Source organism: Peribacillus sp. YIM B13481 (genome assembly GCF_042787985.1).
In the GTDB taxonomy this organism is placed as follows: Bacteria; Bacillota; Bacilli; order Bacillales; family DSM-1321; genus Peribacillus; species Peribacillus simplex_A.
The window spans coordinates 48,704-63,558 of sequence record NZ_JBHZPE010000016.1; the positions used below are offsets into that span (position 1 = coordinate 48,704).

At 36.5% G+C, this 14,855-nt stretch carries 12 protein-coding genes, 1 pseudogene and 1 riboswitch; of the genes and pseudogenes, 3 read left to right on the top strand and 10 right to left on the bottom strand.

The genetic code is table 11. The annotated features are described in order from the left end of the window. Positions 1–82: 82 nt before the first annotated feature. From ACFX4X_RS11740 to ACFX4X_RS11760, 5 genes are read right to left on the bottom strand one after another with little or no spacing between them, the layout of a single operon-like run. Complete coding sequence (locus tag ACFX4X_RS11740) at positions 83–1,675, bottom strand: hypothetical protein (protein ID WP_317777770.1); 1,593 nt, start codon at positions 1,673–1,675, stop codon at positions 83–85. Next, entirely contained in the window at positions 1,650–2,366 is a 717-nt protein-coding gene (locus ACFX4X_RS11745) for an ABC transporter ATP-binding protein (protein WP_317777769.1), read from the bottom strand. Before ACFX4X_RS11745 ends, ACFX4X_RS11740 begins: the two co-directional genes overlap by 26 nt. Before the next feature lie 48 nt (positions 2,367–2,414). Next, on the bottom strand, positions 2,415–3,203 hold the full coding sequence (locus ACFX4X_RS11750; protein ID WP_061461671.1) for an ABC transporter permease: 789 nt from the start codon (positions 3,201–3,203) through the stop codon (positions 2,415–2,417). Further along, on the bottom strand, positions 3,200–4,105 hold the full coding sequence (locus tag ACFX4X_RS11755; protein ID WP_061461670.1) for an ABC transporter ATP-binding protein: 906 nt from the start codon (positions 4,103–4,105) through the stop codon (positions 3,200–3,202). Before ACFX4X_RS11755 ends, ACFX4X_RS11750 begins: the two co-directional genes overlap by 4 nt. Continuing rightward, positions 4,102–4,341, bottom strand: a complete 240-nt coding sequence (locus ACFX4X_RS11760; RefSeq protein ID WP_061461669.1) for a PLD nuclease N-terminal domain-containing protein — start codon at positions 4,339–4,341, stop codon at positions 4,102–4,104. Before ACFX4X_RS11760 ends, ACFX4X_RS11755 begins: the two co-directional genes overlap by 4 nt. A gap of 451 nt (positions 4,342–4,792) precedes the next feature. Here ACFX4X_RS11760 and ACFX4X_RS11765 point away from each other — a divergent pair, with 451 nt between their 5' ends. After that, positions 4,793–5,338 (top strand): helix-turn-helix domain-containing protein, encoded by a 546-nt coding sequence (locus ACFX4X_RS11765; RefSeq protein ID WP_089362838.1) that lies wholly within the window; start codon positions 4,793–4,795, stop codon positions 5,336–5,338. Positions 5,339–5,578: 240 nt separating this feature from the next. Here the strand turns inward: ACFX4X_RS11765 and ACFX4X_RS11770 are convergent, their stop codons facing one another. Then, on the bottom strand, positions 5,579–6,139 hold the full coding sequence (locus tag ACFX4X_RS11770; protein ID WP_377383591.1) for a thioredoxin family protein: 561 nt from the start codon (positions 6,137–6,139) through the stop codon (positions 5,579–5,581). A 195-nt stretch (positions 6,140–6,334) separates the two neighbouring features. Here ACFX4X_RS11770 and ACFX4X_RS11775 point away from each other — a divergent pair, with 195 nt between their 5' ends. Together ACFX4X_RS11775 and ACFX4X_RS11780 are read left to right on the top strand one after the other, a co-directional pair. After that, positions 6,335–7,195: a GRP family sugar transporter gene (locus ACFX4X_RS11775; RefSeq protein ID WP_377383594.1), complete on the top strand. Its 861-nt coding sequence runs from the start codon at positions 6,335–6,337 to the stop codon at positions 7,193–7,195. Between the two features lie 18 nt (positions 7,196–7,213). Further along, complete coding sequence (locus ACFX4X_RS11780) at positions 7,214–7,999, top strand: glucose-1-dehydrogenase (protein ID WP_377383597.1); 786 nt, start codon at positions 7,214–7,216, stop codon at positions 7,997–7,999. A gap of 78 nt (positions 8,000–8,077) precedes the next feature. Here the strand turns inward: ACFX4X_RS11780 and ACFX4X_RS11785 are convergent. The 4 genes and pseudogenes from ACFX4X_RS11785 to ACFX4X_RS11800 form a co-directional block, all read right to left on the bottom strand. Continuing rightward, positions 8,078–8,476 (bottom strand): annotated as a pseudogene (locus ACFX4X_RS11785) (LysR family transcriptional regulator); the annotation flags it as partial. A 722-nt stretch (positions 8,477–9,198) separates the two neighbouring features. Next, entirely contained in the window at positions 9,199–10,548 is a 1,350-nt protein-coding gene (locus ACFX4X_RS11790) for an FAD-binding oxidoreductase (RefSeq protein WP_377383600.1), read from the bottom strand. Positions 10,549–10,901: 353 nt separating this feature from the next. Beyond that, entirely contained in the window at positions 10,902–12,494 is a 1,593-nt protein-coding gene (locus ACFX4X_RS11795; RefSeq protein ID WP_289338198.1) for a glutamate/serine transporter AimA, read from the bottom strand. A gap of 52 nt (positions 12,495–12,546) precedes the next feature. Continuing rightward, positions 12,547–12,625: riboswitch (ZMP/ZTP riboswitch) on the bottom strand. A 621-nt stretch (positions 12,626–13,246) separates the two neighbouring features. Continuing rightward, the gene (locus ACFX4X_RS11800; protein WP_284471787.1) at positions 13,247–14,635 is read right to left on the bottom strand and encodes an amino acid permease; all 1,389 of its coding nucleotides are present in this window, start codon (positions 14,633–14,635) and stop codon (positions 13,247–13,249) included. Positions 14,636–14,855: the final 220 nt, after the last annotated feature.

Sequence of the window (14,855 nt, forward strand, 5' to 3'; positions counted from 1 at the left end):
ACACTCCTTTTTTAAATTTATTTAGTGCCGATTTTCTGTACATCCTTTATCAACGAAAAAAATTTTTCTAATATAAAGACTTTCATAAATATAGTTTCAACCTATTAACCAAAACGGAATTGATTACTATTACGATCATTAAAATTATGAGAGCTCCCATAATTGGCTGGACACTGAACCAGACCAAGCCAAAATGAATGAGTGCAACCATGATTAAAAATGGAAATCCATAAAGTAGGCTTATTAATACATTGGGGTTTGATTTAATTGCAGCTGATGGGTTCTCCCATTCTATACTTGGGTTTTTCATATCATATATGGGTGTTAGAAGATTATAGCAAACCACTAAACAAGAAATAATTAACAACATGACTGCACTTTCCAATTCCCAATGGCCAAATAGAGCAAATATTAAAAAGCTGATCACTACGGCTATAATACTGATAATTGATGAAAATATCACTTTAGAAAAATAAACATATCTTTCATTAAAAGGGGCACTTTTCAGTAAATAATGATATTTCCCTTCTCTTGAATATGGGGTTCCGCTTATATTATTTATACAACTCAAAAAGAGGACAGAATATGAAAAGTATTTATCAAAGACTCCTTCTTTCGTTATATCCAAATAATTTGGAAACACTTCCTTCTGTATCAACAATAGCATTACAAGTGAAAAGATTGGCGGTAATAAAAGACCTAAAACTATTTGCATCTTAAAATATGCTTCAGACTTAATGATCCATATCTCTCTTTGTAAATAGTTACTCCATTGATTTTTGGAGATATTGACCTTTGAGTTTTTCATATTCATTTTATTATTTTCCAATAACCCGTTTTTAAAATAATTAACAGAAATGTTTTCTATAATGAATGTATATAATAGGAAACTGATTAATATTGTCGAAATATAGATAACAAGAAAATGAGCAGTTATTTCATTTGATACAAATGCATCTAGTATCCAATTAATCACTGGAATCATATTTGCGGTTTCAAACATATGTTTCATTATGAATTCCAACGAGTTTTTTAACCCTTCAATAGAATTCAAATCAATATCCGAAATGACCTTTGATATAGCAATTGATGATTTTCCAGCAAAATAAACAATGGAAATAATCAAAAGCATTAGGATGACAGCAATGTTCACCATTAAATATGTTATTTTATTTTTGAATTTATAATAATACCTATTAATGCACGACAGAATGAATAGGAGGATCAATGCCGTTAATCCATTTACAATGGGTAAAAATATAAATAATTTAATCGCTTCCATAAACTTTTGATCGACTATCAAGAATCCCATGGTCGGCACTTGGATTACCATCGATAAGATGATAGGCACCCATAAGCTACTTAGTACCTTAGCCTTTGATATCTCCTTATAGGTCAGTGGCAGCGGAGCCAATACTTTAAATTCATAATAAGCAAATATTTGCGATGTGGATAAATAGCAAACCAATGCAAAGACGAGAATGCTCGAAATGGTTAAATTGTAAAACAGGAAGACCTGGGTATCCCCAAGAAAATAAACAAAGGCATTTACGACAGTTAGCTGCAAAAACATATAAAAAACGGCTATTATCAAAACAGCCTGCAGCATTGTCTGCTTTGGCATTTTATAGAAGGAAGAAACGAAAAATCTAGTTAATTGAAGTTTTTCCTTCATATACCTGAGCCTCCATAAAGGTAGATTCTAAAGAACTTTCACCTATTATATTTTTTATTTCATCATGCAGGATGATTTTACCCTCTTTTAAAATAGCCACTGTATTACAAATTTTTTCTGCCACATCTAACAGATGTGTCGAGAAAAACACTGTACCGCCCATTTCAACATATTGTTTGATTAACCCCTTAAAAACTAAAACGGCGTTTGGATCTAATCCATTTAACGGTTCATCCATAATGATGATCGGGGGATTAATGGTAAAAGCCGCTATCAGGGATACCTTATGCATCATCCCATAAGAATAGCTTCCCATTGGCTTTTTAATGGAATCCTGCATCCCAAACCGATTGATATATTTCCCCAAACGTTCTTTGTCATCATTCCCATATAGGTTCATCAAGAACCGAATCCAATCAAACCCCGAAACATTTTTAAATACATTGATAGTATCAGGAATGAAGAAAAATTGTTTTTTAAATTCTATGCCGTCTTCCTTGGTCAGGCCATTTATTTCAACCCTTCCATTTTCATAATCCAATATGCCCGTAATAATATTCAGCGTAGTTGTTTTTCCTGCACCATTCGCACCTATAAAACCTAAAATTTCCCCTTTTTTGATTTTTAGATTTACACCATTCAATATCTTCTTTGTTGAGTAGCTTTTCTCTAAATCTGTGATGCTTAACAATGTTATCATCCTCCAATCACTTCATGAATAACACATTTCCTCCCAAACTTATTCGTTATTGAATTTCTTTTTTGAAATCCATATGTTCGTTACTAATATCGTTAGCGCCGTCAACGCAAGTGCGGCTAATGCACCCCAAATCGCCTGTGTATTGACTGTACCTAAAATCAGTACTTCCATGGCATGTTTACTCATGCTTGCTGGATTCAAATTGTCCATAACCGGATTTAAACCAACAATGATTCTGCAGCCGAGGAGAAATACAATCGAAATTAATGCAATAATACCCTGACTATTAAAAATGGTACTGATCATCGTCGTGAATGAAACGATAAATAGAATCCACAGCAGATAGAACAACAAAGCTATTATTAAATCCACAAAATCAACACTCGTAAACAAAAAAACTACATACAGATATGAAACCAAGTATCCTAATGCTACACTGCAGGCAACAAATAGATAGTTGGAAATGATTTTCCCGCTTATATAAGATACAACCGTCACGGGCCTTGTAAGAATGAAAGCCAGCATACCATTTGCTTTATCAGATTGTACGACCCCCATCATGGAAACGATGATGATCATGACCCCCAGCTGATCAAATTGGGACCCTAATGTACTTGCAAGAACTTCGCCGCCTTTTTGGGCAGCCATGCTTGGATCAATCGTGATTCCTTGGCCCCCCCCAAGTGCCTCTAATATTGAAGGTAAGTAATAGCTTACAACTGGTTGAGTTATTCCTAAAAATATAAATACAAGTGGCAGCCAAATCACTTTAAATTCACGTACCATCTGAACAAATTCCTTTTTCGCTAAAACGGTAAAATTATTCATTTTTCCACCACCAATTTTAAGAATATCTCTTCCAATGTATCGTTATCTATTTCAAACCTTACAAGATCAACATTATGCTCAAGAGCACTCGCGAGTAACATGTTCTTGTTCGACTCAATATTTTCCACTTCTATCTTCAATTTATTTCCCGTTACCTCTACACCTTTTACAAAGTTCAAGCTTTTAACGTTTTCAATCCATTTTTGACTTTTAGAGGTTATATCGACATTAATTTTATTTCCGCTATTCCTGTTTAATAATTCTGACATTGTTGTATCTTCGATTTTTTTACCACTCTTTATAATGACAAATCTCTCACATATTTCTTCTGCATCGCTTAATATATGTGTCGATATTAAAATTGTCGTATCTTTCTTTATTTCTTTTATTATATTTAACACTTCTCTCCGGCCGATTGGATCTAATGCCGAAACTGGTTCATCCATGACAATCAATGCTGGTTTATGTAACAACGCTTGTGCAATTCCAAGCCTCTGTTTCATTCCGCCTGAAAAAGTCCTCACCTTCGAATTCTCTTCCCCGCTCAAACCTACTTTCGACATTATCTCTGGAATGCCCCTTAATAATTCTTCCTTCTTGATGCCTGAGAGCTGCCCCATGAAAGTTAGTGTTTCTTTGGCAGTCATCCATTGAAAGAAGTTTGGGTATTGCGGTAAGTAGCCTATTTCCTTTTTCATTTTTGAAATTTTCTTACCATCAAGCAATACCTCTCCCATACTTGGATCTATAATATCTGCAATCACTTTTATTAGTGTCGATTTACCAGCCCCATTTGGCCCGATCAATCCAACACATTCCCCTGATTGCAGTTCCATTGAAAAATTATTGACCGCTGTTTTTTCTTTGAATTTTTTTGTAACATTTCTAATTTCTAATTTCATATTCTGTCACTGTCCTTTCTACCAATAACGAAGTACAGAATTGGACCAATAGTATTTGCAAAAATAATGATGAGTGTCCACAATAAAACATTTTTTCTCGTCTTTCGATGTCTGTATAAATCAATCAATGCTATAAGGACTAAAATCAATCCAATAACAATTACCGGTAAAATAATCGGCAGAATAGACATGAAATCAATATCTTTCAATTCGTTCCATCCATAATGCAATTCCATATATAATCACTCCTTTAATAACGAAATAATGTTATCATTATCAATAATGATAACATGTAAACTGGAATATTGCACCTATTTTTTTCTTTATAAAATATTGTTTTAGTTTTTATTGTTATTTATAATGATAATATTATCATTATAAATAACAATAAAAATATAATGATATTTTTAACGCTTATTCGTGTAAATCCTCTATGCTTTATTGCATGGAGAGATTAGCTTTTAACAATTGAAAATATTTAAAAATGGCTTTTTATTTACTTCGAAAAAATATTTCGGTAATATTATTTTTCCAAATGTGTCATTTTCGTAAATGAAAATGATTCCAACATTACAATATATGATTAAATAAACTTATTATTCATGACCTATAAGGAAAGAGAACTGCTGAAACATCAAAATTGATTAACATTATCCAGTTATTAATTTCTAATGTAAGGAGAATACGATGATTAATAAAGCTGAAATTTTAATGCACCCTGTAAGAATAAAGATTTCTCAAGCTTTAATGAGAAACAGGGAAAATGGTTTAACACCATTAGAAATGTTAAAAATCATTAAAGATGTACCACAAGCAACATTATATAGACATATACAGGTTTTGTTGGATTCAGGGGTCATTCGCATTGTAAAAGAGAAAAAAGTGAGATCCGTTTCCGAAAAATACTATGTTTTAAATGAAGAAGAAGCGCGACTTAGCGGGGAAGAATGGAAAAAATCTTCAAATGAGAAAAAACTGAACTTTTTTTCTTATTATCAATTATCCCTTATGACTCAATATCAGAACTATCTTACTAAATTAGAAGAAAGAGACTGCTCAGAAGATGGGTCAACCTTTTCACTTTTAGAACTAAAGCTTGATGATGAAAGTTTTATTAACTTCCAAAATGAATTGAACGATTTAATGTTGAAATACTACAAAGCTACGGATCAAAGTGCTAAACAGGACTCTCCAATACGAACCATCGGCGTTACAATTATTCCAGAATCATAAACAAATGAAAAAGGCTGTTCCAAAACCATGGTACCATAAACCATAAAAAATATAGAAAAAAACGTTAAAAACATATCTATATATTCACAAGCAATAGGTTCCAATCTCTTTTGGAACAGCCCCTTCATAATGGAAGAAACTCCAATAAAAAAAGTTTACCACCAAGTTTTTATTATTTGCTTTGAGGACATCAAAATGAATATACCCGATGTCAGCTGCAAGAGGGTCACCCATCAACTATCAAATTTTCCCCAAAGCTTCCTTGATACTGCCGTATACTTCGTCCCAAAGGTGTTTATCTTCAGAAAAAGCCACTGTTATCTTTTTAAAAACTTCTTTTTGCTCTGCCTCAAAACTTTCATCATCCTTAGCAGGCAGGTCAGATCTCAACTCCATTACGTACTCTTGCACTTTTGGTGCGCGAGGTCCCCAAACCGCTTTTTCTTCACCATTCCTATCAATGAATATAAAGATTGGAATAGAACGCGCTGTTCCATTCGTTAAGTATTGATCGATCAGCTCAAGATTTTGATCTCGTAAAACCATGCGAGTATCAATATTTGCCGCTTCAGATATATTCAGCAGAATAGGTATATTCATCATTGCATCTCCGCACCAGTCTTCAGTAATGACAATTGCTCGAAGTTCCTTCGATTTTAATTCATTAAAAAAAACTTGATCCGCTTCAGTAATGGAAAAACGCTCCTGAATCGATTGTAAGTTTTCTTTATGGACTTTCATCGAAGATATAAATTCTTTAGCCGGAATCCCCTTTTCAAACCATTCATTCAGTGTCGTCATACTATTTCTCCTATCTATTTTTAAGTTAAAAGTAGCATAAACCACTTATTATTTCATTGTTTCAGCCCTAAAATTACAAATGGTAAATTAAATCCATGTTTTCATTCCCGTGTAAAGGGAAAACTCTAAATACATTCAATAGCTTACTAACTAACTATTTTATATTCATTAGAACATTGTTTTCTAGTTTAGGAGATGAAATTTGTGGAAGGTTTTCTCTTTGCGCTACTCCCTGCATTGACATGGGGCAGCTTAGTGCTTGTTTCCGAAAAACTTGGAGGCAACTCTTATAATCAAACACTTGGCATTACAATCGGTTCATTACTGTTCGCCATCTTGATGTCTATCATCAATCCACCGGAATGGAGCAGTCTAGTCTGGATTGTCGGCATCATATCCGGAATAGGGTGGGCATTCGGGCAATTATTTCAATTTAATAGCGTCAAGGAAATCGGAGTATCTAAAACCGTTCCAATCTCAACCGGACTGCAAATCCTGGGAAATACATTTTTTGCCGTTATCATTTTCAGGGAATGGAATGACAAAATTACAATCATCATCGGCATAGCTGCAATCATCTGCTTGATTACGGGTGTCTTGCTGACAAGCTATGGCGACGGTGTAAACAAAAAAGAAGGAAGCATGAAAAAAGGGATTTTTTATCTTTCCATTTCAACGTTGGGTTATGTTACATATGTCATTGTTGTCAGATGGAATGAAGTTGACGGATGGTCGGCCATCCTGCCACAAGCAATTGGCATGTTCCTAGCTGCCCTGCTCCTTTCCATCAAACATAAACCGTTTAATAAGTATGCCGGAAGAAATATTCTAACCGGAATGATGTGGGCAGTGGGTAATATCGGTCTCCTGCTCGCTAATCCAAAGGTTGGCGTTGCCATTGCATTCTCATTTTCCCAAATGGGAATCGTCATTTCCACTTTAGGAGGCATCTTTCTTTTAGGAGAGAGAAAATCCAAAAAGCAGATGGCCTTCGTCATCATCGGATGTGTACTCGTAATTGCTGGTGGAATCATGATTGGCTTTACAAAAGAATAGTAAAAGGAGCGATAAATGATGTATGAAGATTTAGAGAAAAAAGTAGTCGTGATCACTGGGGCGGCAAAAGGGTTAGGTAAAGCCATGGCCGAAAGGTTCGGTAAAGAAAAAGCACATGTCGTATTAAATTATCACACTGAAAATGGGGACCATAAGGAAATCATTAAAACGATTGAAGCAGCAGGCGGGAAAGCCGCAGCCATTCAAGGCGACGTTTCAAAGGAAGCAGATGTAAAGAAATTACTTTCATTTGCTATCGACACTTTCGGTACCATCGACATCATGATCAACAATGCAGGCATTGAAAATGAAGTCCCGAGCGAAAAGCTGACGCTTGAGGATTGGCAGAAAGTCATCGATGTAAATCTTACGGGTATGTTCCTCGCAAGCAGGGAAGCTATCAGTTATATGCTCGATCATGGTATCAAGGGCAATATCATTAATATGTCTTCCGTTCATGACCGGATTCCATGGCCTCATTTTGTCCATTATGCAGCAAGTAAGGGCGGAGTGAAGATGATGACAGAAACCCTTGCACTTGAATATGCTCCTAAAGGGATACGGATAAATAACATTTCCCCCGGCGCAATCGACACACCCATCAATGCAGAGAAGTTCAATGACCCAAAATCTAAACAAGAAGTCATCGACCTGATACCGATGGGATATATCGGTAAACCGGAACAGATTGCCGCTTGTGCTGCCTGGCTAGCCTCAGCTGAATCAAGCTACGTAACGGGCAGGACCTTATATGCTGATGGCGGAATGACCAAATATCCAGGATTCCAAGCAGGAAAAGGCTAAAGTTTTTCTGTTTTAGGTAGCTGTTGAAATTTCCCTTTTATAACAAGAAAATGTATATGGATAGTAGAAAAGAATTTATTTTTCCATTAATACATCATTTGTTGCTGAAATAAATTTAAAGCGTAAATTGGGGTTTTCCATTTTCCATAGAGGAAGAGCAAATGGAATAAAGTATTGCGATGTAATGATATTAGCCCCTATCTTTATTTCCTCCAGTTCGCTTCCTGTTTTCAACTGTTTTTTCCCCTGTTGAAAGGTGCGAATAATTTGATCCGCAAATGGAATGAAGGCTTTCCCTTTTTCGGTTAAAATAATCCCTCTCCCTTGCCTCTCAAATAGTACTGAATCGAGTTCACTCTCAAGTGTCTTAATTCTTGCCGAAACCGTTGGCTGTGATAAAAACATTGCCTCTGCGGCTTTATGAAAACTATTAAGGTGAACAACATACATAAAAGCTTCAATATGGTCAATATTCATCTTCCCAACTCCTTTTTCCAAAATGAACGCAAAAAGCTCCTGTTCGCTTATCGCGTTCAGGAGCTTTTGGTTGTCCAATCAGCTCATCCTATTATAATAATTCTTTCACCGATTTTAATCCTATAAAACCAATAAGTAAAGGTGTAATTTAATTAACTGAACAATCAACAAGTCACGATATATTTATTGCGATTCATACAACATGGTATTCAAGGAACCTAATACTATTTATGCAGGTAGAGGATTCTAAGTAAATAAAACTAATAGTTCCATTCTCTTTTTCCCGATTTTAAAAACTAAAGCTTCATGGATTTGGATGGTCACTTGATCATTTATTGTCCACAAGTTATGCACAGAATCCTTATCTATTCTTTGTTCGTCAATCTTTTTTGGACGTTTCGGGACTTTTCCAAGCGGTCCACTTTTTAGGAAATTGATGGACCATCATGTATATGTTATATTTTTTCTCCTTATAAAAGAAAAGAAGGGTCAACCTAATGTAGGGAATTCCAATAATGACATAAGGAAAGAAACTACATGCCTCAACAATAAATTGATAACAATCAATTAAATCAGGGAAAAGCAAACGTTACCTTACGCAAACCTTACTTTCATAAACATGATTTTGGGGATTACCTCAATTAATATACACAAACCTAAATAATAGAGTACCCATATTGAGGAATAAGCCTTTTAATAACAAATGATTTTGATGCTTCCATTCAACCCCACCTTTTTAATGGCGGTATGCTTTGAGGGAATCTAAACGTATTGTATGGATCATAGGTCGTTTTCACTTCTCGAAGCCGTTTGAAATTTTCTCCATAGTACGCAGTTGGCCAATCTTTGATGAGGGTATCCGGCCAATTCACATAGTCACCGGTCGTATACGGAGACAAGGCGTACTTAAGTTCCTTGATCCAATGAATGTTATGCCGCTCTTCTTCTGGATTAGTCCATGTAGCCAAATACTCCTGGGCGATTAAAGCATCCCGATAATAAAATGCCGTTTCCGTTGGTTCCGCACGGCCAGCCGCTCCTCCAAGGGATTGATGCCAAATGGCTGCATTTTCATTTGGAGCGTTTTCCAGAAAATGCTTCATCGTCAAGATTGCTCGCTGAGGAAAAGTTTTTTCAATGAAAGAACCTGACCTCTTACGATGGGCCGGTCGATTTCCACTCGGATCATTAAAGAATCTTACGGCTTCAATGTACGGGACTTCCTTTATCATGACATTTGTTGGTGAACCAGTTTTCGTCAAAGGTTTTAGAAGCTGCTTTAACCTATGTGACGTTCCAACAAATTCACCTTGAGCGATAATTTGGTTTACTTCCTTTGCCTTGAATTCAATTTCAGAAGTTAGACATTCATCAGCTTGAGGGGCCCAATCCTGCCAGGCATTAAACACCGCTTCGAAATCTTTCCACCCCCATGTGACGGAGAAAACCGATACCCTTGATACAGGGTGTACCCTGAAAGTAAGAGAAGTGACTATGCCAAAGTTTCCCCCTCCACCCCCGCAGCATGCCCAAAATAAATCACTATTAATTTTCCTATTTGCTTTAATGAGTTTGGCGCCCATCTTTCCACACGCCCTTACCATTTCTATTTCAACCAGATTGTCACAAGTAAGTCCAAAGCGCCTCGTTAACATCCCTATACCACCGCCAAGCGTAAGACCTACAAGACCTACACCGCTTTCGGTCCCAGCCGGAATCGTCGTTCCATACTTCCATAGCTTATTATATACTTGCCCTAAATCAGCTCCGGCTTCAATTTTTGCGATCATTTTTTCACGATTGACCTTGATCTTATACATTTCACTAATATCAATGATTAGACCGCCGTTCACTAATGAAAAGTTTTCATAACTATGCCTGCCGCTCCTAACCCGGAAAGGTGTATGATTTTCCCGGGCCCACTTCAGTGAATTCAACACATCATTGGTATTTTGACAAAACACAATGACCTTTGGGAATTTAGGAAAACTTAAGTTATTATTTATCCTGGCATGCTCATACTCGGCATCATTAGGTGTAACGATACGCCCGGTAAGCTTTGTTCTTTCCAAAATATAAACCCCTTTCTCAGATGATGTAGAGAATTATATATACTATGAAATTCTTTAGGAAAAGACACATTCTATAGGTGGAAGTGATTTAAAAACAATCCAATTCATACTTTTACCTCAACCTCCGCACTAAAAAGTAGGATATTTAGTTTTTCTATATGATAGAGCATACTTATCTCGCAAGATTTCATTATTTACTTGTGAATTCCACCAATTTACTCGCAAAGACTAAAAAACCCTTAAAACAAAATAACGTTACAATCGCCAGCACTTATTTTAAAATAAATAAAAAAACATGGTCATAAAATAACCATGTTTTCTTTATACTCATATAACTGTGTCTGCACAAAAAGTTATTTATTGATAAATTCTTTGTTGATTTTTTCAGCTTCATCCATGTATTCCGTTTTAATGCCGCTCTTAACTCCCCACCAAAAGAAGCCAAGTGCCAGACATGTAATGACCACCATATCCCAGCCAAATGTAAGAATATTTTTTCCGCCGAACTTCTCACTTCCAATATAAGAAATCAAAATCATACAACCTAAGTAAAGAAGCATCCAAACACCTGATAAAAATTGTTTTTTGAATCCATTCCATTTATTTTTAGCTTGATAATAAAAGTAAATAGGCAGTCCAATGGCAATGATGAAAGCGACTTCTCCTGTTAATGGCCAACGCGCCCAGTATAAAGTAAGCGATGCAAAAACAAATCCGCAAGGTGCAATAATAGAGGCACCTTTTAAGTGAAATGGACGGTTAAAATGTGAAGCGGTACGTCTTAATGTTGCCAATGCAACTGGCCCCATGATATACGAAATAAGTGTGGCAACTGAAATCACTTCTGCAAGTACGCCCCATCCGCGGAATAAAAATAAAAAGATAAAACATACACCTAAGTTTAATAACATCGCTGGACGCGGAACACCATAAAGTGGATGTAATGTACCAAAGATCCTCGGTAAGTACCCATTTTTCTGCATTCCATAAAGCATTCGCGAAGTTGTAGCTGTATAAGTGGCACCTGAACCAGACGGTGAAACAAACGCATCTACAAACAATACAATCGCTAACCAGTTAAGGCTTAGAGCAATTGCCAAATCTGCAAAAGGTGAATTAAAATTCAGATGACTCCATCCGTTCACGATCATTGACGGATCGACTACACCGATAAACACAACTTGTAACATAACGTATATAAAACCTGCAATTAGAATAGAGCCAATAACAGCAATAGGTATAGACTTATTCGGTGACTTCGCTTCACCTGCCATATTAACGGGACTTTGAAATCCGTTAAACGCAAACACTATACCAGAAGTAGCTACTGCTGTTAAAACGCTTGCCCAGCCATATGGTGCGATACCCTGAGAACTTGTAAAGTTTTCACCATGAAATCCAGCAAAAAATAACGATCCTGCCATTACACCTGGAACAATTAATTTAAAAATGGTAATAAATGAATTTGCCTTAGCAAAAAGGTTGACTGTCCAATAGTTGACGAAGAAATAGAACAATAGTAGTAAAGAAGCTATGAATAATCCTTTGGTCGTTAAGATATTGTTATCAACTAAAGAATGAGACCATCTGGCCCATTCCCAAGGCCACGTACTCATATATTGTACCGAAGCAATGGCCTCAACGGTAATAGTCGAAGCGATTGATATCCAGTTCGCCCACGCAGCTAAAAATCCAATAAAAGAGCCATGCGAATATTGAGGATACTTAACCATGCCTCCAGCTTCAGGAAACATTGCCCCAAGCTCTGCGTAAGATAATGCAATAAATAAAATTACCACCATACCGATAATCCAAGAAAAAATAGCTGCTGGTCCAGCAATCTGGGCAGCTTTCCACGCTCCGAACAACCAACCTGAGCCGATAATAGAACCAATACCTGTCATAGTTAAAGCAAAGGTCCCCATCTTTCTATGCATATTACTCATCTCTACCTACACCTCTTCCTAGGAAAATAAAAAACACTTGATCTATAAATCAAGTGTTTGCCCAGGCGCGCGGCTTATACTCTATATGCTCCCCCATGGTACTCCATGTTGCGCCAGTTACATATAGGAAAATAGTTTTTTTAAGTATATAAGATTATTTTAAATTCCACAACACTTAAAAAATATTTATATTTTTAAAATATTACCATTGATTTTTCGGAATTACCTATCAATATCCTTTTAAATTTGAAAAAATTAGGTGAATAAAGGTACAAAAAACAAACATTCGATTTTCAGAACATATGCTAAAACCTATAATCATTCCCCTTAAACATTATACTTAAAAATCTTAAATAGCCTATATGTGCAAAATGAACCGTTTATTTTTTACAAATTATATCCCAAAAACATTTACATAAAATTCATGCACCAGTTAGGAAAACCTTATTTTCTACCAAGGAAATACTTGAAATACTCCATACCTTTATTGAGAATTTTTTTCTACAATAACCAAAAAAAGTCATGCACAAGTTGGGAAAAAGCCTGAGGGATGAAGATTTCTCTTTATCTCTCTTTGTTTTATCCACAATTTATGCACAACTTTAATTAGTGTCTATTATATTTATACTAAGGGGAAACACACTCGGCAAAGCTCGAGTCATGAACGTAGATTAAACAAGATGATCTCCAAAAATCCTTATTATAGAAAAACTCGTATCACTCATCTTTTTATCAAAATGGCACGAGACTTCTTAACTGGAAATCTCATCATCGGATTTAGCATCCAATGGTATTCGTTTATCCATTTTCAGCATGTAATAACTTACTACGACCAATGCTAGGAAAACAATCCCGACAACCAAGGAAATCCTGGTACTTGGATTGATCCACATACCCACCAGCACCATCAGTAAAAAGGCAATTGTCGCATAATTACTGTAAGGGGCAAACGGCATTTTGAACGGATGTTTCTCCATTTCAGCAGCATTTACCTTTCTGAATTTAAGCTCACTGATAAGTATGACAAACCATGGAATCATTCCGGGTAAAACACTCGCACTGTACACATAAAGGAATAATTCCGGCGGTGCAAGGTAATTCAGGACAACCCCGATACCCAATCCTAATAGTACAGCGATCGTACAATATGCCGGCACTCCACTTTTAGATACTTTTGCAAAGATTTTAGGAGCTTGGCCATTCAATGCCAGTGTGTAAAGCATACGCCCTGCACTGAAGATCCCACTGTTGCATCCGGACATTGCCGCAGTGATTACGACAAAGTTAATGATGCCTGCAGCTGCTGTGATACCGATTTTAGCAAAGGTTGAAACGAATGGACTTCCGATGTCATCTAGTTTATCCCATGGATAAACCGTCACGATGACGAATATAGCGCCAATATAGAAAATTAAAATGCGCCATATGATTGATTGGATCGCTTTTGTTACGGTCTTCGTTGGATTCTTCGCTTCTCCGGCCGCGATGCCGATGAGCTCAACGCCTTGATAGGAAGCCACGACAAGGGAAAGCGCAAAGAAGAATCCTGTCCAGCCTCCAGTAAAGAAGCCGCCATTTGCCCAAAGATTCGATAATCCAATTGCGTCTCCGCCATTCCCTATTCCAAAGAAAATAAGGCCAAGGCCGGCAATGATCATCAATACAATCGTTATTATTTTTATAAGCGCAAACCAAAATTCAAATTCCCCGAAAGATTTTACGGAAATGAGGTTGGCTGCCCCCAAGATGATCATGGCGACCACACCTGGAATCCAAGCTGGTAACTCCGGGAACCAATACTGCATATACATTCCAACGGCGATGATTTCGGACATTCCTACGATTACCCATTGAAACCAATTGCTCCAAGCAGTCATATAACCTGCCAAAGGATGTATATAGCTGCTAGCAAAGGATGCAAAAGAACCCGTAGTCGGTTCTAAATATAGCATCTCCCCCATAGAACGCATGATGAAAAATATAAATATACCTGCGATGGCATATGCAAGCATTACAGAAGGCCCTGTCCATTTGATCGTGCTCGCCGATCCCATGAATAACCCGACCCCAATGGTTCCGCCCAAAGCTATCATTTGAATGTGACGTGCCTCCAGCCCTCTCTTTAATTCCTTGTTTGACATGATTAACTCCCCCAGATGCAATATTAGCAGCAATGCTCTTCCATCCTTACCGCCAATCGACTCTATTTATTATTGTGGTTAGAAATGCCTTATCGTAATCATATAAATAACACTTTAATTTTGTTTTCTTATCTTATAATAGTAAATACTCTGTAAAAACACAAATGTATTTTTCAAAAAAACAGTTGTCAAATATATCTTGACGATTTTTCCTATCTTA